Source organism: Pseudomonas sp. PDM09 (assembly GCF_014852305.1).
Lineage (GTDB): Bacteria > Pseudomonadota > Gammaproteobacteria > Pseudomonadales > Pseudomonadaceae > Aquipseudomonas.
In genome coordinates, this window is record NZ_JACVBI010000007.1 from 183327 (window position 1) to 201770 (window position 18444).

The following is an 18444-nucleotide window of genomic DNA, read 5'->3' on the forward strand; positions in this document are numbered from 1 at the left end:
TTTAGGCGCCTTACGAAAAACGTGACGAACGTAGTATGTTCGGGGCTGAATCGTTTTTCCAAGGCTCCAGTGCGCAAAGTCGCCGAGCGAAGGTCAGGCAAGGCAAAAACAGGCGAGGACGCGGAGTTTGCTGCTGTAAATGAGCGTCCGAGCCTGTTTTTAACGCAGCATGACCGAGCGCAGGCACTTTGCGCGCGGAGCCGTAAGACGGCTATTCACCCGCTACATACATGAAGAGTCACGGGTCAGAGGCACCCCCGGCATGATAGAGCTCGAACAAGAAGATCCAATCCCGCAAGGCGACCTGGCCCTGCAAATCACCGCGCTTCCGCGCGAAACCAATGGCTTTGGCGATATTTTCGGCGGCTGGCTGGTGGCGCAGATGGATTTGGCCGGTACCGCAATGGCCAGCAAGGTGGCGGGTGGTCGCGTAGCCACCGTGGCGATCGATCGCATGGCGTTCCTGGTGCCGGTAGCGGTGGGCGCGCAGCTGTCCTTTTATACCCAGGCCCTGGAAATCGGTCGCAGCTCGATTCAGATGATGGTCGAAGTCTGGAGCGACGATCCACTGTCCAGCGAATGGCGTAAAGTCACCGAAGCCGTCTTCGTGTTCGTCGCCATCGACGGCAGCGGCCGCACTCGCTCGGTTCCGCCTAGAGCCCGTTAAACCGAAGCTCGTAAAAACCGGAGCCCGTAAAAAAAGTGGGCGTTAAACCCGGCGACCGTTTTGCGGTCCATTGCAGTCCTGTTCCTGATCGAGAGTTGCCCCATGAGCACGCCCAACGTTGAAGCCGTGAAACTGGATGAACTGAACTGCTGGCGTATCCGCCACGGTCAGGCCGAATTGCTGGTGGCCCAGCAAGGCGCGCACATTCTCAGTTATCAACGGGCTGGCGAGCCTCCGTTGATCTGGCTCAACGACGAGGCGGTGTTCAAGGCCGGCAAAAGCATCCGCGCTGGCGTGCCGGTGTGCTGGCCGTGGTTTGGTAACCTGTCGCGCAACCCGCAGAGTGTCCAGGCCATGCGCGTCAGCCAGGAACCGCCGACCGCCCACGGGCTGGTGCGGGCGATGGACTGGGAACTGGTTGGCATCGAAACCGAGGGCGAAAGCCTGAAGGTGGAATTCAATCTGCCCTACCCCGAAGGCGGCCTGCCAGGATGGCCACATCAGGTGGACTTGAAGCTGAGCATTCGTCTGGATGAGCAGTTGCACATCAGCCTGACCAGCGAAAACAAGGGCGCTGAACACGTCACCATCAGCCAGGCCCTGCATAGCTATTTCGCGGTCAGCGATGTGCGCAACGTACACGTTGAAGGGCTGGATGGCTTGAGCTATATCGAAACCCTGGACGACTGGAAAACCGTCACCCAGACCGGTGATCTGCATTTTACCGGCGAGACCGACCGCATCTATCTCAATACCCCGCCGAAGCTGAGCATCGTAGACCCGCACTGGGAACGACGCATCGAACTGACCAGCAGCGGTTCGCGCTCTGCAGTGATCTGGAACCCCTGGATCGACCGCGCCGCGGCATTCAGCGACATGGCCGACGATGGCTGGCAGCGCATGCTATGCATTGAAACGGCGAATGTGATGGGTGATGTGGTGACACTGGCACCGGGGGCAAGTCATACCTTGGGCGTCAGTGTCGGCAGCAAATCCCTTTAACACCACAAAACAAATGTGGGAGCGGGCTTGCTCGCGAAGGCGGCGTATCAGTCGACATTAACGTTGCCTGACACACCGCCTTCGCGAGCAAGCCCGCTCCCACATTTTGATCTGCGCCTGGCGTTTTTACAAATCCGACTCTTTGACCACTCGCACCTGCGCCGCATCCAGCGCATACGCCGCATCCGCCAAGTCGTTGTTGACCGTCTCGATCTTCAGCGTGCCGGTCACCCACAGCGGTGTATAGATGTCATTCAGCTTCAAGCCTTTCGGATAACGCACCAACACCAATTGATTAGGTGGTGGCGGCGGCACGTGGATGCAGGCGCCCGGATACGGTACGAGGAAGAACAGTGTGCTGTGGCCCTTGGCGTCGGATTCCAGCGGTACCGGATAACCGCCAATGCGGATGTGCTTGTCGTTCATCGACGGCACGGTTTTGGTCGAGTACATCACCGCTGGCAAGCCCTTGCTCTGCTTCATGCCACCCTTTTGGGTAAAGGTGCCGTTGGCTTCCGGTGAGTTGTGATCGATTTCGGGCATGGCCTCAAGGGCCTTCTGGTCCGACTTGGGCATTAGTTCAAGCCAGTCGGTTTCCGGCAGTTCGCCGGCATGGGCCAAACCACTGCCCAGGAAGAGAAGAGTCAACAGAAGACGGCGCATGAAAGTGCTCGGCAAAAGAAAGGACGGTTTAACGCCGAGCATTCTAGCCCTCTCCGGCGATGGCGCAGAGAGGGCTTTGTCACTTCAATCAGTTCTTTTTTTGATCAGGCCGTAGATCACCAGCAATACCACCGCGCCCACCAGCGCACCGATGAAACCTGCGCCTTCGCCAGCGCGGTAAATGCCCAGGGCCTGGCCGCCATAAGTGGCCGCCAGCGAACCCCCGATACCGAGCAGGATGGTCATGATCCAGCCCATGCTGTCATCGCCCGGTTTCAAAAACCGAGCCAGCAGACCGACGATCAAGCCAATAAAGATGGTTCCAATAATTCCCATGGCATTTCCCTCTGATTAATTGGCTATAGCCTAGACAGACTTTGGCATCCTGCCATCAGAGAACGGCGGCCCCTGAAGGTTCCGCCGTTGCCACATGAAACTATTCGGCGATCAGCGCTTCGACCTTGAGAATCTGCGCAGCCAACGTCTCACGGTCTGCACAGCGCAGACTGGCATGACCGACCTTGCGGCCGACCTTGAAAGCCTTGCCGTAGTGATGCAAATGACAGTCGTCGATCGCGATCACTTTTTCTACTGGCGGCACGACACCGATGAAGTTGAGCATCGCGCTCTCGCCGACCTTGGCTGTCGAACCCAGTGGCAGACCAGCGACAGCCCGCAGGTGGTTTTCGAACTGGCTGCACTCGGCGCCTTCGGTGGTCCAGTGCCCGGAGTTGTGTACGCGCGGGGCGATTTCGTTGGCCTTGAGGCCACCGTCGACTTCAAAGAACTCGAACGCCATCACGCCGACGTACTCCAGCTGCTTGAGTACGCGACTGGAGTAATCTTCAGCCAACGCTTGCAACGGGTGATCGGTGCTGGCCACGGACAGCTTGAGAATGCCGCTGTCGTGGGTGTTGTGAACCAGTGGATAGAACCTGGTTTCGCCATCGCGAGCACGCACGGCAATCAGCGAGACTTCGCCAGTGAATGGCACGAAGCCTTCCAGCAGGCAGGCAACGCTGCCCAGCTCGGCGAAGGTGCCGATCACGTCTTCAGGTTTGCGCAGGACTTTCTGGCCCTTGCCGTCGTAACCCAGGGTGCGGGTTTTCAGCACGGCCGGCAGACCGATCGAAGCCACGGCGGCGTCCAGGTCGGCTTGCGACTGGATGTCGGCGAACGCGGGCGTCGGAATCCCCAGGTCCTTGAACATGCTCTTTTCGAACCAGCGATCACGAGCGATGCGCAGGGCTTCGGCGCTCGGGTACACCGGTACGAATTGCGACAGAAAAGCCACGGTTTCGGCCGGGACGCTTTCGAACTCGAAGGTCACCAGGTCGACTTCATCGGCCAGTTGACGCAGGTGATCCTGATCGCCGTAATCGGCCCGCAGGTGTTCGCCCAACGCGGCTGCGCAAGCATCTGGCGCCGGGTCGAGGAAAGCGAAATTCATGCCCAGCGGAGTGCCCGCCAGCGCCAACATGCGACCCAACTGGCCGCCACCGATTACACCGATTTTCATCGTCAACAACCTCAGGCGATGCGTGGGTCTGGATTGTCCAGGACGCTGTCTGTCTGCTCAGCGCGGAATTTCTTCAACACGGTATGAAATTGCGGATGCTTGGCGCCCAGGATGCTCGCCGAGAGCAGTGCTGCGTTGATCGCGCCGGCTTTGCCGATGGCCAGGGTGGCGACCGGAATGCCTGCAGGCATTTGCACGATAGACAGCAGCGAATCGACGCCCGAGAGCATCGACGACTGTACGGGTACGCCCAGCACCGGCAGGTGGGTCTTGGCCGCACACATGCCTGGCAGGTGGGCCGCGCCACCGGCACCGGCGATGATCACCTCGATGCCACGGGCCTCAGCCTCTTCGGCATACTGGAACAGCAGGTCCGGGGTGCGGTGGGCAGAGACCACTTTCACCTCGTAAGGAATGCCGAGCTTTTCCAGCATATCGGCGGTGTGGCTAAGGGTGGACCAATCGGACTTGGAGCCCATGATCACGCCAACCAGTGCACTCATCGTCGTGCCTCTTCTCTCTGGGCGCCCGCAGGCGCGTCAAAAAACAACAAGCCACGCAGAAATGCGTGGCTTGATTGTACGAAAAATGGCCGGACGAACCGGCCGAAGGCCGCGCAGTATACCTCAATGAAGCAGATAAACAGCCCCCGATACGACCATCTGTCATACGGCGCAAAGTGCCGGTTTTATTGACTCGGAGGTCAGCGAAAGATCGACACAAATCCCCCTGTGGGAGCGGGCTTGCTCGCGAAAGCGCTGGGTCAGGCAACATTGATCTCGACTGACACACCGCATTCGCGAGCAAGCCCGCTCCCACATTGGATCTTCATTGGTCTCAGATACCCGTTGTGCCTTGGGCCGCGCCGCCTTCAAGCTTGCGCCAGAGCAACCGCACGTTGGCCTTACGCACCAATGCGCAGCGGTACAGACGAATTTCCAGTGGCACATGCCATTGCGGACCGCCGCAGACTACCAACTCACCGCGAGCCAGTTCAGCGCGCACGCTCAGTTGCGGTACCCAGGCGATGCCCAGGCCTTCCAGCGCCATGCTTTTCAGGCTGTCAGCCATGGCGGTTTCGTAAATAGTGGTGAATCGCAGCGCCCGCTGGCGCAACAGCATGTTCACCGAACGTCCAAGAAACGCACCGGCGCTATAGGCCAATAGCGGCACGCTGGCCTCGCCTTCCAGGTCGAACAACGGTTTGCCATCGGCATCGGCGGCGCAGACCGGGAGCATTTCGGTGTCCCCCAAGTGCAGCGACGGGAAAATCTCCGGGTCCATTTGCATGGCCGCATCCGGGTCATAAAACGCCAGCATCAAATCGCAGCCGCCTTCGCGCAATGCATGAACCGCATCGCCAACGTTAGTGGCCACCAGTCGCGTGGCAATGTTCAACCCTTCGTTGCGCAACTGCGCGATCCAGCGCGGGAAGAAACCCAGTGCCAGAGAGTGGGCGGCAGCAACCTGCATCACCTCGCCCTGCCCGCCTTCCAGGTGATGAAGGTGGCGCAGCACTTCACCCAGCTGTTCGACCACGGTTCGCGCGGTAACGAGAAACAGCTGCCCCGCCGCCGTCAGCTCGACCGGCGTGCGGGAGCGATTCACCAGGGTCAGCCCCAGCGCGGCTTCGAGGCTGCGGATCCGTCGGCTGAATGCCGGCTGAGTCACGAAGCGTCGTTCAGCTGCCTGGGAGAAGCTGCGGGTGGCGGCCAGAGCACTGAAGTCCTCGAGCCATTTACTTTCCAGATTCATCACGCCCTCCCGGAAACGCACCAATTTAGGTCACACGCTCGCCGCACACGCGGCGTCACACGGGCATTATGCCGAATGTGCATAGGCTAGTGTTTAACAGCATTGGCCCAAAATTCTTCACAAGCCTAGCATTTGCAGTGTTCCGGCACAGACCGGGTCCATATCGAGATGATTTCTATCATGTCCTCCGCTGCATCTTTCCGCACAGAAAAAGACCTGCTTGGCGTACTCGAAGTACCTGCTCAAGCGTATTACGGCATCCAGACCCTGCGAGCGGTGAACAACTTCCGCCTCTCTGGCGTTCCGATTTCGCATTACCCGAAACTGGTTGTCGGTCTGGCAATGGTCAAGCAGGCCGCCGCTGACGCCAACCGCGAGTTGGGTCACCTGAGCGAAGCCAAGCACGCTGCTATCAGCGAAGCCTGTGCCCGATTGATCCGCGGCGATTTCCACGAAGAGTTCGTGGTGGACATGATTCAAGGCGGCGCTGGCACTTCGACCAACATGAATGCCAACGAAGTCATCGCCAACATCGCGCTGGAGGCCATGGGCCACAGCAAGGGCGAATACCAGTACCTGCACCCGAACAACGACGTCAACATGGCGCAGTCGACCAACGACGCCTACCCGACCGCGATCCGTCTGGGTCTGCTGCTGGGTCACGACGCGCTGCTGGCCAGCCTCGACAGCCTGATCCAGTCGTTCGCCGCCAAAGGTGAAGAATTCAGCCACGTTCTGAAGATGGGTCGTACCCAGCTGCAAGACGCCGTGCCGATGACCCTGGGCCAGGAATTCCGCGCCTTCGCCACCACATTGGGCGAAGACCTGGCACGCTTGAAGACTCTGGCGCCAGAGCTGCTGACCGAAGTGAACCTGGGCGGCACCGCGATCGGCACCGGCATCAACGCCGACCCGCGCTACCAGCACTTGGCCGTGCAACGCCTGGCGACCATCAGCGGTCACCCACTGGTGCCAGCCGCCGACCTGATCGAAGCCACCTCCGACATGGGCGCCTTCGTGCTGTTCTCCGGCATGCTCAAGCGCACCGCGGTCAAGCTGTCGAAGATCTGCAACGACCTGCGTCTGCTGTCCAGCGGCCCACGCACCGGCATCAACGAAATCAACCTGCCAGCGCGTCAGCCAGGCAGCTCGATCATGCCAGGCAAGGTCAACCCGGTAATCCCGGAAGCCGTGAACCAGGTGGCGTTCCAGATCATTGGCAACGACCTGGCCCTGACCATCGCGGCCGAAGGCGGCCAGCTGCAACTGAACGTGATGGAGCCGCTGATCGCTTTCAAGATCTTCGACTCGATCCGCCTGCTGCAGCGCGCCATGGACATGCTGCGCGAGCACTGCATCGTCGGCATCACCGCCAACGAAGAGCGCTGCCGTGAACTGGTCGAACACTCGATCGGCCTGGTCACCGCGCTGAACCCGTACATCGGCTATGAAAACGCCACCCGCATTGCCCGTATCGCGCTTGAAAGCGGCCGCGGCGTGCTGGAACTGGTGCGCGAAGAAGGCTTGCTCGACGAAGAAATGCTCGCCGACATCCTGCGCCCGGAAAACATGATCGCTCCGCGTCTGGTGCCTTTGAAGGCTTAACCGAACGCTCGCTCTTTTGAAGAGCACGCTCACCAGGTCGAGGGACTAGACACCTCTCACCTTTTGAGGGCTTGGGGATTTATTCCCTCAAGCCCTTTTTTTTAACCCTTTTGCGGATTTTCGAATATGCTGAATGCTTTCAGTTCCGCCAAGATCGCAGCCTTCGGCAGCTCCTACCGGGTTTGAGACCCCCTGTAGAGGCTACCGAAGGCTGCGATTTTTTGATTTTGCAGCGCTCTCGTTTCATCGCTTGCACCACAACCGTGCAGACGGAAGGCACTCTCCTATGTATAGTGCCGGCCCTCTTCGCGTGAGCGGTCGTCGGTAACGAGGCCCAAACCCATGCGAAACCCGAACTAATAAAACCCGCGATATGGAACCGGAACGAACCTCGATCCACTTGTTGTGCCACGCGCAAGCCGGTGTAACGCGATGTGTCGGTCCACCATTATCTGCACACACAAAAAATAGCGAGGAATAATCCATGCTCGAAGTCATCAACGACTTCCTCTCAGGGAAAGTACTGATCGTGCTCATTGTCGGGCTCGGTAGCTACTTCACGATCCGCTCGCGTTTCGTCCAGTTCCGCCATTTCTTTCACATGTTCGCGGTGTTCCGCGACAGCCTCAAAAGCAGCGCTGGCCAGCTCAGTTCCTTCCAGGCCCTGATGCTCAGCCTGGCCGGCCGTGTCGGTGCGGGCAACATCGCCGGTGTCGGTATCGCCGTGACCCTTGGTGGCCCCGGTGCAGTGTTCTGGATGTGGGTGACCGCGCTGGTCGGCATGTCCAGCAGCTTCTTCGAATGCTCCCTCGGCCAGCTCTACAAGCGCTGCGACTCCGAAGGCCAGTTCCGTGGCGGCCCGTCCTTTTACATTCAGCACGGCCTGCAGAAACGCTGGTTGGGCATGATCATGGCGTTCCTGCTGCTGATCACCTTCGGCTTCGCCTTCAACGGCCTGCAAGCCCACGCCGTCACCCACTCGCTGAACAATGCCTTCGGCCTCGACACCACGTACACCGGCCTTGGCCTGGCGGTATTGCTGGGTCTGGTGTTCATCGGTGGCATCAAGCGGATCGCCAAGGTCGCTGACCTGCTGGTACCAGTGAAAACCCTGGTGTACATCGGCGTGACCATCTACGTGATCGTGCTGCAGTTCGACCATGTTCCGGGCATGTTGATGACCATCGTCAAAAGCGCCTTCGGTCTGGACCAGGCGTTCGGCGGCCTGATCGGCAGCGCCATCGTCATGGGCGTGAAGCGCGGCGTGTTTGCCAACGAAGCAGGCCTGGGCAGTGCGCCGAACGTGGCCGCGGTGGCCTCGGTCGAGCACCCGGTCTCGCAAGGCGTGGTTCAGGCGTTCAGCGTGTTCCTCGACACCTTCGTGATCTGCACCTGCACCGCATTGCTGATTCTGCTGTCGGGTTTCTACACCCCGGGCTTCGAAGGCGACGGCATTGCCCTGACCCAGAACTCCCTGGCTGCCGTGGTCGGTGACTGGGGCCGGATGTTCATCTCCGTGGCTCTGGCGTTGTTTGTGTTCACCTCGATCCTCTACAACTACTATCTGGGCGAGAACAACCTGCGCTTCATGATCGGCGAAAACCGCAAGGCACTGATGGCCTATCGCGCGCTGGTACTGGTACTGATCTTCTGGGGTGCCATCGAAAACCTCAGCACGGTGTTCGCGTTCGCCGACATCACCATGACCCTGCTGGCGTTCGTGAACCTGATCGCGCTGTTCCTGCTGTTCAAGGTCGGCATGCGCATCCTGCGTGACTACGATGACCAGCGAGCTGCCGGCATCAAGACCCCAGTGTTCGATTCGAGCAAATTCCCGGATCTGGACCTGGACCTGAAAGCCTGGCCGGCCAATCCGCCAGCCGCCGCTCCTACGGCCGCAGCCGAGCCGCAAGGCGTGACCGCAGCGCAACGCTGATCGGTAAAAAACCGGGCGCATCCCCTGCGCCCGGCGTGACACAGCTTGCGACCGGCGTCATGCTCGGTCGCATGTTGTGGCAGCTATTTGATGCTGCCGTTTTGGTTCGAGCTTGAGACCCCATCGCTGCCATCGCGAGCAGGCTCGCTCCCACATCGTTTTCGGAGAACCTCCATGAATGCCTCGACTTTCCCTGCTGCCCAGCACGTCATGGTGCTCTACACCGGCGGCACCATCGGCATGCAAGCCAGTGCCCACGGGCTGGCCCCGGCGTCCGGTTTCGAAGCGCGGATGCGCGAGTATCTGCACAGCCAACCCGAACTGGTGGTGCCGCAGTGGCGCTTTCGCGAGATGGCGCCGCTGATCGACAGCGCCAACATGACGCCCGCCTACTGGCAGCAACTGCGTGAAGCGGTGGTCGATGCCGTGGATGTCCAGGGCTGCGACAGCGTGTTGATCCTGCACGGTACTGACACCCTGGCCTACAGCGCCGCAGCCATGAGCTTTCAGCTGCTCGGCTTGCATGCCCGCGTGGTGTTCACCGGCTCCATGCTGCCGGCCGGCGTGACCGACAGCGATGCCTGGGAAAACCTCAGCGGTGCATTGGTTGCACTTGGCCAGGGCCTGGCGCCGGGCGTTCATCTGTACTTCCACGGCGAACTGCTCGATCCGACCCGCTGCGCCAAGGTTCGCAGTTTCGGTCGTCATCCATTCAAACGGCTGGAGCGTCAGGGCGGTGGCGTGAAAGCGACTTCCGTGCCGACGCAGCTGAACTACAACCAGCCTAAACAGCTGGCGAAGGTCGCGGTGCTGCCGCTGTTCCCGGGCATCGGTGCCGATCAACTGGATGGCCTGCTCAGCAGCGCTATTCAGGGTCTGGTGCTGGAATGTTATGGCAGCGGTACCGGGCCAAGCGACAACCCCGCGTTTCTCACCAGCCTGGAACGGGCGCGGGACAAAGGTGTGGTGGTGGTCGCGGTGACGCAATGTCATGAAGGTGGCGTGCAGCTCGACGTGTACGAGGCGGGCAGCCGCTTGCGTGACGCCGGTGTGTTGTCCGGTGGCGGCATGACTCGCGAGGCGGCATTCGGCAAGTTGCATGCGCTGCTGGGTGCAGGGCTTGAATCCGCTGAAGTTCGACGGCTGGTTGAACTCGACCTGTGCGGCGAACTGAGCTGAATTGAGCTGACACAACACAAAATCCTGTAGGAGCGAGGCTTGCCCGCGAAGGCGTCCTTAAGTGCGCCAAAAGCTTCGCGGGCAAGCCTCGCTCCTACAGGGGCCATCAGGCATATAACTTGCTCCCCTTCCGGCACGCCCAACGCTGGAACCACCCATGCTCCACTCCCATCTCACCACCCTCAATGCCGTCTCTCTGGTGCTCAACACCTTCAAGGCCGAAGGCCTGTCCAGCGAAGCGTTATTGGCCGGCAGCGGTATCAGCGCGGCGGATCTGAGCCGGGCGGATACGCGCATCACCACCAACCAGGAGATGCTGGTTTGCGCCAACGCCGTCGCGTTACGCCGCGATATCGGCCTGGAACTGGGCCGGCGGATGCACGTTTCTTCCTACGGCATGCTCGGGTACGCCTTACTCACCAGCGCCACTTTAGGTGACGCCTTGCGGTTGGCGCTGCACTATCCGGCGCTATTGGGAACACTGTTCGAGTTGAGCCTGGAGGAGGATGGCGAGCGCATCTGGCTCAGCGCGGGCGACTATCGGGAAAATCCGGCTCTGGCGCCGTTCAATGTCGAGTTTTGCCTGGTCTCGATGAAAGTCACCTGCGAAGACTTGCTCGGCCACTCTCTGCCCCTGCTCGGTGCCCGCTTCGAATACCCGGCGCCGGATTATCAGGCGCGCTACGCCGAGCGTTTCGACTGCCCCTTGCAGTTCGATGCTGTGTCCAATGCCTTTGCTTTCGACAAACGCTGGCTCGAACAACCTCTACCCCTGGCCGACGCCATTACGCACCAGGCCATGGCCGAGCGCTGTCGCAAGCAAAACACCGAGTTCACCGGGCGCCAGGCCTGGCTCGGGCGTATCCGCCAACTACTCGCGGCGCAATTGAGCGCGGCGCCGGGCCTGGATGGGCTGGCCAAACAGTTGAACTGCTCGGCGCGCACCCTGCGGCGACATCTGAAGGACCTGGGCTGCAGCTATCAGGAACTGCTCGATGAATTGCGCTTCGAGCAGGCCAAGCAACTGCTCTGCGAAGATCAATTGCCGATCTATCGGATTGCCGAGGCGCTGGGGTTCAGCGAAACCGCAAGCTTCCGCCATGCGTTTGTGCGCTGGAGTGGTGTGGCGCCGAGTCAGTTCCGGCCACACCGATAACCCCTGTGGGAGCGGGCTTGCCCGCGAAGAGGCCAGTACATTCGACGCATCTCCATTGACTGGACCATCGCTTTCGCGGGCAAGCCCGCTCCCACAGGTTCGGCATTCCAAGCCCAATGTTGAAGCACCGGTGTGCCATTAAGGGGCGAATTTCGGTCAAATTTTTTGGCCATATCGATCCCCTTTTGGCCTTTCCTGCCGTTTTCCCAAACGCCGCCCGCCGCAAGACTGTGTGCAACCGAATCAGCCTGCGGAGAACAAGAATGCTGACGATCTACTCGGACGATCACCACTTGCATCACGGCCGTTGCGAATTGATGGACGGGCAATTGATGCCCTGCTTCGAAATGCCCTCGCGGGCCGACCATGTGTTGGCACGCGTACAGTCCCGCCATCTGGGCCCGGTCGAGGCGCCGCAGGATTTCGGTCTCGGGCCGATCGAGCGCATCCACAGCCGCGACTACCTCGACTTCTTCAAAGGGGCCTGGGCGCGCTGGACCGAGTTCAATACCGACGGCGACTTGCTGCCCTACACCTGGCCTGCCCGCACCCTGCGCCGGATCATGCCCACCAGCCTGCACGGTCAGCTCGGCTATTACAGCTTCGACGGCGGTGCACCGATTACCGCCGGCACCTGGCAAGCGGCGTATAGCGCGGCGCAAGTTGCGCTCACGGCCCAAGCGCAAATCCAGCGCGGTGCCCGCAGTGCCTTCGCCTTGTGCCGTCCACCGGGACACCATGCCGCCAGCGATTTGATGGGCGGTTATTGCTACCTCAACAACGCCGCCATCGCCGCTCAGGCATTCCTCGATCAGGGCCACAAAAAGGTCGCGATCCTCGACGTCGATTACCACCATGGCAACGGCACCCAATCGATTTTCTACGAGCGCAGCGACGTGCTGTTCACCTCGATCCACGGCCATCCGGAAGCCGAGTTTCCGTTCTTCCTCGGCTACGAAGACGAACACGGTGAAGGCCCGGGCGAAGGGTTCAACTTCAACTACCCTTTGCCCGCCGGCTCAGGCTGGGACCGCTGGAGCGCAGCCTTGGAGCAGGCCTGCAAAGAGATTGAAAAGTACGGCGCCGACATCGTCGTCGTGTCCCTGGGCGTCGATACGTTCAAGGACGATCCGATCTCCCAGTTCAAACTCGACAGCCCGGATTACCTGGCGATGGGCGCGAGCATCGCGGGCCTCGGCAAGCCGACGCTGTTCGTGATGGAAGGCGGTTACGCGGTGGAAGAAATCGGCATCAATGCCGTGAACGTTCTCGAAGGTTTTGAAAGCGCCCAATGAGGAATTAGAACAAATGAACCGACTCAAGCGTTTTATCGTTCCAGTGCTATACGCCACCGTATTCAGTGGTGCCGTTCACGCCGAAGAGCGCACGTTGCGGGTGTACAACTGGTTCGACTACATCACTCCCAAAGCGCTGGAAGATTTCAAGACCCAGAACACCCAGACCAAACTGGTCTACGACATCTTCGATACCAACGAAGCACTGGAGGCCAAGTTGCTGACCGGCAACTCCGGCTACGACGTGGTGGTGCCGTCCAACGTGTTCCTCGCCAAGCAGATCGAAGCCGGGGTGTTCCAGCCGCTGGACCGCAGCAAACTGCCAAACTGGAACCACCTCGATCCCAAGCTGATGAAGTTGATCGAAGCCAACGACCCGGGCAATAAATTCGCCGTGCCCTACATGTACGGGACCATTCTGATCGGCTTCAACCCGGACAAGGTCAAGGCGGCTTTGGGCGATAACGCACCGGTGGACAGCTGGGACCTGATCTTCAAGGAAGAGAACATCAGCAAACTCAAGCAGTGCGGCGTGGCCCTGCTCGACTCGCCATCAGAAATCCTGCCGCTGGCCCTGCAGCACCTGGGCCTGGACCCCAACAGCAAGAAGCCGGCGGACTACGCCAAGGCTGAAGCGCTGCTGATGAAGATTCGCCCCTACATCACCTATTTCCATTCGTCCAAGTACATGGCCGATATCGCCAACGGTGACATCTGCGTCGCGGTCGGTTACTCCGGCAGCTTCTCCCAGGCCGCCAACCGTGCCAAGGAAGCCAAGAACGGTGTGATCGTCGACATGCGCCTGCCCAAAGAAGGCGCACCGATCTGGTTCGACATGCTGGCGATCCCCAAAGGCGCGAAGAACCTGGAAGATGCCTACAACTTCATCAACTACCTGCTGCAACCTCAGGTCATTGCACCGGTCAGCGACTTCGTCGGCTACCCGAACCCGAACAAAGACGCCACGGAAATGGTCGACCCGGCGATCCGCAACAACCCGAACCTGTACCCGACCGAAGCGGCGATGAGTACGCTCTACACCCTGCAACCGCTGCCGCGTGATGCCGAGCGGGCGCGGACCCGGGCCTGGACCAAGATCAAGTCCGGCACCTGATCCGGGCGGCGCGACTCACACCGGGCGCCAGATCTTTTTGAGCTTCGCCAGTGCCGATTCGATAGCCGTCTCCGGCACTGCGGCGAACCCCAGGACCAGCCCCGCTCGCTGGTCCTCGGGAAGCGTCGTGTCTGGCAGCCAGTAACTGCTCAAACCATTGATCTCCACCCCGACGCTGGTGGCTTGTTCAATCAATTCGCGCTCACGAGCCACGCTGTCGACACGTACCGTCACGTGCAAACCGGCCGCCACACTGGGCAGCTTACCGACGCCCGGGATATCCACAGGCCAGCCATTGAGCAACACGTTACGCCGACTCAACGCAGCGCGGCGCATACGCCGGATATGCCGCTGGAAATGCCCGGCGGCCATGAATTCGGCCATTACCGCCTGGGTGCTGACCTCCGAGTGCCGTACGTCCACCGCACGACGCTGGGAGAACGCCGCAACCAATCCGGGCGGCAACACCAGATAACCCAGTCTTAATGCCGGGAATGCGACCTTGCCGAAGGTTCCGACATACAGCACCCGCCCCTGTCGATCCAATGCAGCCAACGGCGCCAGCGGTGCGCCGCTGTAACGGTATTCGCCATCGTAGTCGTCCTCGACGATCCACCCTTGGGTGCGTTCGGCCCAGGCCAACAATTCAAGACGTCGCGCCAGACTCATGACCACGCCGGTCGGGTACTGATGCGACGGCGTGACGTAAGCCAATCGACAATCGCTGAGCCCCGCCAATTCGGTGCAATCAATGCCCTCACTGTCCACCGCTATCCCGTGCAATCGCGCGCCGGCTACAGCGAACGCATGACCCGCCGCTCGATACCCCGGATTTTCAATGCCCACCCCATCGCCAGGCTCCACCAGCAACTGTGCACAAAGGCTAATCCCCTGTTGTGCGCCACTAGTGATCACTATTTGCTCAGCCGAGCACTGCATGCCCCGCGAACTGCGCAAATACGCAGCAATTAACCCACGTAATCGCGCATCACCCGCTGGGTCGCCGTAACACAGTTGCTCTAAATCCGGCTTACGCCAGAAAGCCGCATTCAGCTTGGCCCAGACCTCGAAAGGAAATAGATCGAAGGCTGGAACGCCGACACGAAATGCCCGAGGTGGACCACTGGGAGGCAAGGTCAAATGGTTCTTTTCAACCCGGCTCAAAGCACCGCTGTGGATAACTTTACTGGATGAAACCACAGGTAAATCCAGCCAATTTGTGGATAAGACTGTGGGTAACCCTGTTGAAAACCCTGTGGATACTTTTGTGGATAATTTTTTCACCGACACCACGGCTTGAGGCAATTGCGCGACATAAGTCCCGTCGCCAACACGCCCCTCGATGAAGCCCTCAGCGTAAAGCTGATCGTAGGCACGGACCACGCTGTTACGGGAAATCGATAACGCCGCCGCCAGATCGCGACTGGCTGGCAGTCGTGTGCCGCTGGCCAGGCGTCCATCGAGCACTCGCATCCGCAGCGCTTGATAGAGCTGACGACTCAGGCCCTGGCGGCGGTCGAGTTCGATGCCCGCCGGATTGAACGACGAGGGAAGCGGCGTGTTCGACATGGTAATGGACCTATGAAATTGGTCATTAATGGCTCTTACAACAGACCAATAGCCTGCCTAGGATGCAGGCATTCGCCAAGGAATATTTCCATGTATACGCCCAGCAATTTCGCCATCAATGATTTGAATGAGCTGCATCAGCACATCCTCGGCGCCCGTCTTGGCGTTTTGGTCACCCACGGTGAACAGGGCCTGCAAGCCAGTCATTTGCCGCTGCTGCTAAATGTCGACCACGGCCCGAATGGCACTCTCTACGGGCACCTCGCCCGGGCCAATCCACAATGGCGAGAATTGCAGAACGGCGCCGAGGCGCTGGTGATTTTTGCTGGTGCGGATGCTTACGTCAGCCCGGGGTTTTACCCGAGCAAAGCCGAGCACGGGAAAGTCGTGCCGACCTGGAACTACGTGGCCGCACACGCTTATGGCACTGGCGAAGTGTTCACCGATACCGATCGCCTGCGCGATCTGGTCAGCGCATTGACCGAGCGCCATGAAGCCGGTCGCGCCCAGCCGTGGAAGGTTGCCGATGCCCCTGCCGACTATATCGACGGCATGCTCAAGGCCATCGTCGGTTTTGCCTTGCCGATCCAGCGGCTGGAGGGCAAACGCAAGCTCAGCCAGAACCGTAGTGCCGCAGACATCGCCGGTGTGCGCGAGGGGCTGACCGCCAGCCCTGATGTGCACGACCAGACCCTCGCCCACTTGATGCGTTAAGGAATCAATATGAGTCAGATCGACATCCGCCAAGTCACCGCCGACGATCACGCGGCCTGGCTGCCGCTGTGGCAAGCCTACTTGCGCTTCTACAACACCGAATTGCCCGACGCAGTCACCCAGAGCACCTGGCAGCGCCTGCTCGACCCGAGCGAACCGACTCACGGGGCGCTGGCCTGGGCCGATGGCAAAGCGGTGGGCATGGTGCATTTCATCTACCACCGCTCGAACTGGAGCATCGAAAACTCCTGCTACCTGCAAGACTTGCTGGTGACGCCAGAAACCCGCGGCACCGGTGTCGGTCGGCAACTGATCGAATTCGTCTACACCACGGCCAAGGCCGATGGCTGCTGCAAGGTTCATTGGCTGACCCACGAAACCAACGCCACCGCGATCCAGCTCTATGAGCGCATCGCCGAACGCCCCGGTTTCATCCAGTTTCGCCACGCCCTATAAGGTTCAAGGAGAGCAGCATGTCGACTTCACTCGCGGACTGGAAAGGTGTTCCGCCACCCTCGGTTCAACTGATCGAAGGGCGTTTCATCCGCCTGGAAAAACTTGACCCGGCCCGTCACGCCGACGGCTTGTGGAAAGCCCTCGAAGGCCCGGGCTCGGATCCGAAACTCTGGGATTATTTGCCTTATGGGCCTTTCCCGGAACGCAGCGCTTTCAACGATTGGCTGAACAATCACGCGGCCAACAGCGATCCGTACTTCTTCACGGTGATCGACCGTGCCAGCGGCGACGTCCAGGGCATCCTCAGCCTGATGTCGATTGTCCCTGCTCAGGGCCGCATCGAGATCGGCCATGTGACCTTCGGCGCAGCGATGCAGCGTTCCCCGAAAAGTACCGAGGCGGTTTACCTGCTGGCCAGGGAATCCTTTGCCTTGGGTTACCGGCGTCTGGAATGGAAATGCAACAACGGCAATGCCCGCTCCAAATATGCAGCGCAGCGGTTGGGGTTCAGTTTTGAAGGGGTGTTCCGTCAGCACATGGTGGTCAAGGGGCAGAACCGTGACACGGCGTGGTATTCGATTCTGGATTCGGAATGGCCGGCGATTGGCGCGGGGTTCGAGCGGTGGCTGTCTGATGAGAACCAGACGGAATCGGGGCAGGTGAAAACGTTGGTGGAGTGCCGCCAGTAATCTTCGGCGTGATGATCGTTCCCACGCTCCTGCGTGGGAATGCAGCCACGGACGCTCTGCGTTCGATCCGGAAAGCGACGCAGAGCGTCGCGGGATGCATTCCCACGCGGAGCGTGGGAACGATCTTTCAAACCAGTTTCTGGGCGAGCACCGCAATATGCTCCGGCCCGATCCCGCAGCACCCACCCAAATGGCTGGCCCCGCGCTTCTGCCAATCAGCCGCCCATTGCAGATACCCCGGCGGGTCGAGATCGTCGCGCAACGGGTCCAGACCGTCGTTGGCCGTGGCCTCTTTCGGCTGCGGCGGGAAGGCATTGGCGTACGCGCCAATGTGAATCTTCACCCCCAAGCGTTCGAAGGTTTCCCGTGCCGCATCAATCGCAGCGCCGATCACTTCTGGCTGGCTGCAGTTGAACAGCAAGGTCTCGACGCCCAACTCCGCCGCCACCGCGGCAGCCTCAGCCACAGGTTCACCGGAACGCAGACGCGGCACTTCGTCGGTGTCTTCATCCTTCAAGGTAAACGACAGCCAGAACGGTTTGCCGTCCTTCGGCAAACCGGCATGGATCGCCCGCGCCTCGACAATCGAACTCTGGGTTTCAGCCAGCCACAAGTCGACATGCGGCGCCAGGCCATTGACCAGAGGCGTCAGCAGTTCAGTCACCCGCGCGGCATCGAACAAGTCCGGGCGATAGGAGCCGAACAACGGCGGCAATGACCCGGCCACGCGCACGGGCTTGCCCGCCGCATCGACCGCACGCCGGGCCAGCTCACCGGCCAACGCCGCGAGCGCCTGACCCTCAGCGGCAAAACGCTCTTCACCAATATGGAACGGCACCACCGCATAACTGTTGCTGGTAATCACGTTGGCACCGCTATCGATATAAGCCGCATGCACCGCCTCCACCGCTTGCGGTGCTTCGCTCAAAGCCAGCGCCGACCACTCGGGCTGCCTGAACGGCGCCCCTCGACGTTGCAGCTCACGACCCATGCCGCCATCCAGAATTACCGTGCTGCCTGCGCCCATATGCTTTTCACTCATAAGCTTATGAAAATAACTCACTATCAGAGTCGTTCTTATAACTATTTAATACGCACCGTACGGTTAATAACAACCTCTTTTTT

The 18444-nt window shown here is 60.2% G+C and carries 18 protein-coding genes; 11 read left to right on the forward strand and 7 right to left on the reverse strand.

Features of this window, described 5'->3' with window-relative positions:
* Positions 1-262 precede the first annotated feature (262 nt).
* Positions 263-667, forward strand: a complete 405-nt coding sequence (locus tag IB250_RS18180) for an acyl-CoA thioesterase (RefSeq protein WP_007896491.1) — start codon at positions 263-265, stop codon at positions 665-667.
* 102 nt (positions 668-769) lie between these two features.
* Entirely contained in the window at positions 770-1669 is a 900-nt protein-coding gene (locus tag IB250_RS18185; RefSeq protein WP_192345119.1) for a D-hexose-6-phosphate mutarotase, read from the forward strand.
* Between the two features lie 126 nt (positions 1670-1795).
* Here IB250_RS18185 and IB250_RS18190 read toward each other — a convergent pair whose 3' ends face one another.
* The 5 genes from IB250_RS18190 to IB250_RS18210 all read right to left on the reverse strand — a co-directional run bounded on the left by IB250_RS18190 (position 1796) and on the right by IB250_RS18210 (position 5606).
* A complete protein-coding gene (locus tag IB250_RS18190; protein WP_192345120.1) occupies positions 1796-2332 on the reverse strand; it encodes a DUF3299 domain-containing protein in 537 nt (178 codons plus the stop codon).
* A gap of 84 nt (positions 2333-2416) precedes the next feature.
* A complete protein-coding gene (locus IB250_RS18195) occupies positions 2417-2668 on the reverse strand; it encodes a GlsB/YeaQ/YmgE family stress response membrane protein (RefSeq protein WP_192345121.1) in 252 nt (83 codons plus the stop codon).
* 100 nt (positions 2669-2768) lie between these two features.
* A complete protein-coding gene (locus IB250_RS18200; protein ID WP_192345122.1) occupies positions 2769-3851 on the reverse strand; it encodes a 5-(carboxyamino)imidazole ribonucleotide synthase in 1083 nt (360 codons plus the stop codon).
* Between the two features lie 11 nt (positions 3852-3862).
* Positions 3863-4354, reverse strand: coding sequence for a 5-(carboxyamino)imidazole ribonucleotide mutase (gene purE / locus IB250_RS18205; RefSeq protein ID WP_003196369.1), 492 nt, complete (start codon positions 4352-4354; stop codon positions 3863-3865).
* 334 nt (positions 4355-4688) lie between these two features.
* Positions 4689-5606 (reverse strand): LysR substrate-binding domain-containing protein, encoded by a 918-nt coding sequence (locus tag IB250_RS18210; protein WP_192345123.1) that lies wholly within the window; start codon positions 5604-5606, stop codon positions 4689-4691.
* Between the two features lie 180 nt (positions 5607-5786).
* On the opposite strand from IB250_RS18210, the gene aspA reads away from it, so the two are divergent.
* From aspA to IB250_RS18240, 6 genes are all read left to right on the forward strand, one after another.
* A complete protein-coding gene (gene aspA / locus IB250_RS18215) occupies positions 5787-7211 on the forward strand; it encodes an aspartate ammonia-lyase (RefSeq protein ID WP_095632848.1) in 1425 nt (474 codons plus the stop codon).
* A gap of 484 nt (positions 7212-7695) precedes the next feature.
* Positions 7696-9147 (forward strand): alanine/glycine:cation symporter family protein, encoded by a 1452-nt coding sequence (locus tag IB250_RS18220; RefSeq protein ID WP_192345124.1) that lies wholly within the window; start codon positions 7696-7698, stop codon positions 9145-9147.
* 174 nt (positions 9148-9321) lie between these two features.
* The gene (locus IB250_RS18225) at positions 9322-10326 is read left to right on the forward strand and encodes an asparaginase (RefSeq protein WP_192345125.1); all 1005 of its coding nucleotides are present in this window, start codon (positions 9322-9324) and stop codon (positions 10324-10326) included.
* Between the two features lie 157 nt (positions 10327-10483).
* Positions 10484-11482: an AraC family transcriptional regulator gene (locus tag IB250_RS18230; protein ID WP_192345126.1), complete on the forward strand. Its 999-nt coding sequence runs from the start codon at positions 10484-10486 to the stop codon at positions 11480-11482.
* 263 nt (positions 11483-11745) lie between these two features.
* A complete protein-coding gene (locus IB250_RS18235) occupies positions 11746-12777 on the forward strand; it encodes a histone deacetylase family protein (RefSeq protein ID WP_192345127.1) in 1032 nt (343 codons plus the stop codon).
* A gap of 13 nt (positions 12778-12790) precedes the next feature.
* Complete coding sequence (locus IB250_RS18240; protein ID WP_192345128.1) at positions 12791-13891, forward strand: polyamine ABC transporter substrate-binding protein; 1101 nt, start codon at positions 12791-12793, stop codon at positions 13889-13891.
* Positions 13892-13906: 15 nt separating this feature from the next.
* Here IB250_RS18240 and IB250_RS18245 read toward each other — a convergent pair whose 3' ends face one another.
* Entirely contained in the window at positions 13907-15460 is a 1554-nt protein-coding gene (locus IB250_RS18245) for a PLP-dependent aminotransferase family protein (RefSeq protein WP_192345129.1), read from the reverse strand.
* A 90-nt stretch (positions 15461-15550) separates the two neighbouring features.
* Between IB250_RS18245 and IB250_RS18250 the strand changes: the two genes are divergently transcribed.
* The 3 genes from IB250_RS18250 to IB250_RS18260 are packed head-to-tail and all read left to right on the forward strand — an operon-like array spanning position 15551 to position 17319.
* Positions 15551-16174, forward strand: coding sequence for an FMN-binding negative transcriptional regulator (locus tag IB250_RS18250; RefSeq protein WP_192345130.1), 624 nt, complete (start codon positions 15551-15553; stop codon positions 16172-16174).
* 9 nt (positions 16175-16183) lie between these two features.
* Positions 16184-16630, forward strand: coding sequence for a GNAT family N-acetyltransferase (locus IB250_RS18255; protein ID WP_008073550.1), 447 nt, complete (start codon positions 16184-16186; stop codon positions 16628-16630).
* Between the two features lie 17 nt (positions 16631-16647).
* Positions 16648-17319 carry a GNAT family N-acetyltransferase gene (locus tag IB250_RS18260; RefSeq protein WP_192345131.1) on the forward strand — a complete coding sequence of 224 codons (672 nt, stop codon included), beginning with the start codon at positions 16648-16650 and terminating at the stop codon, positions 17317-17319.
* 127 nt (positions 17320-17446) lie between these two features.
* Here the strand turns inward: IB250_RS18260 and IB250_RS18265 are convergent, their stop codons facing one another.
* The gene (locus IB250_RS18265; protein WP_192345132.1) at positions 17447-18346 is read right to left on the reverse strand and encodes a homocysteine S-methyltransferase family protein; all 900 of its coding nucleotides are present in this window, start codon (positions 18344-18346) and stop codon (positions 17447-17449) included.
* Between the last annotated feature and the right edge of the window lie 98 nt (positions 18347-18444).

Coding starts and splice junctions, on each gene's coding strand:
- IB250_RS18180 (WP_007896491.1), top strand. CDS start 263: ATGATAGAGCTCGAACAAGAAGATCCAATCCCGCAAGGCGACCTGGCC.
- IB250_RS18185 (WP_192345119.1), top strand. CDS start 770: ATGAGCACGCCCAACGTTGAAGCCGTGAAACTGGATGAACTGAACTGC.
- IB250_RS18190 (WP_192345120.1), bottom strand. CDS start 2,332: ATGCGCCGTCTTCTGTTGACTCTTCTCTTCCTGGGCAGTGGTTTGGCC.
- IB250_RS18195 (WP_192345121.1), bottom strand. CDS start 2,668: ATGGGAATTATTGGAACCATCTTTATTGGCTTGATCGTCGGTCTGCTG.
- IB250_RS18200 (WP_192345122.1), bottom strand. CDS start 3,851: ATGAAAATCGGTGTAATCGGTGGCGGCCAGTTGGGTCGCATGTTGGCG.
- purE (WP_003196369.1), bottom strand. CDS start 4,354: ATGAGTGCACTGGTTGGCGTGATCATGGGCTCCAAGTCCGATTGGTCC.
- IB250_RS18210 (WP_192345123.1), bottom strand. CDS start 5,606: ATGAATCTGGAAAGTAAATGGCTCGAGGACTTCAGTGCTCTGGCCGCC.
- aspA (WP_095632848.1), top strand. CDS start 5,787: ATGTCCTCCGCTGCATCTTTCCGCACAGAAAAAGACCTGCTTGGCGTA.
- IB250_RS18220 (WP_192345124.1), top strand. CDS start 7,696: ATGCTCGAAGTCATCAACGACTTCCTCTCAGGGAAAGTACTGATCGTG.
- IB250_RS18225 (WP_192345125.1), top strand. CDS start 9,322: ATGAATGCCTCGACTTTCCCTGCTGCCCAGCACGTCATGGTGCTCTAC.
- IB250_RS18230 (WP_192345126.1), top strand. CDS start 10,484: ATGCTCCACTCCCATCTCACCACCCTCAATGCCGTCTCTCTGGTGCTC.
- IB250_RS18235 (WP_192345127.1), top strand. CDS start 11,746: ATGCTGACGATCTACTCGGACGATCACCACTTGCATCACGGCCGTTGC.
- IB250_RS18240 (WP_192345128.1), top strand. CDS start 12,791: ATGAACCGACTCAAGCGTTTTATCGTTCCAGTGCTATACGCCACCGTA.
- IB250_RS18245 (WP_192345129.1), bottom strand. CDS start 15,460: ATGTCGAACACGCCGCTTCCCTCGTCGTTCAATCCGGCGGGCATCGAA.
- IB250_RS18250 (WP_192345130.1), top strand. CDS start 15,551: ATGTATACGCCCAGCAATTTCGCCATCAATGATTTGAATGAGCTGCAT.
- IB250_RS18255 (WP_008073550.1), top strand. CDS start 16,184: ATGAGTCAGATCGACATCCGCCAAGTCACCGCCGACGATCACGCGGCC.
- IB250_RS18260 (WP_192345131.1), top strand. CDS start 16,648: ATGTCGACTTCACTCGCGGACTGGAAAGGTGTTCCGCCACCCTCGGTT.
- IB250_RS18265 (WP_192345132.1), bottom strand. CDS start 18,346: ATGGGCGCAGGCAGCACGGTAATTCTGGATGGCGGCATGGGTCGTGAG.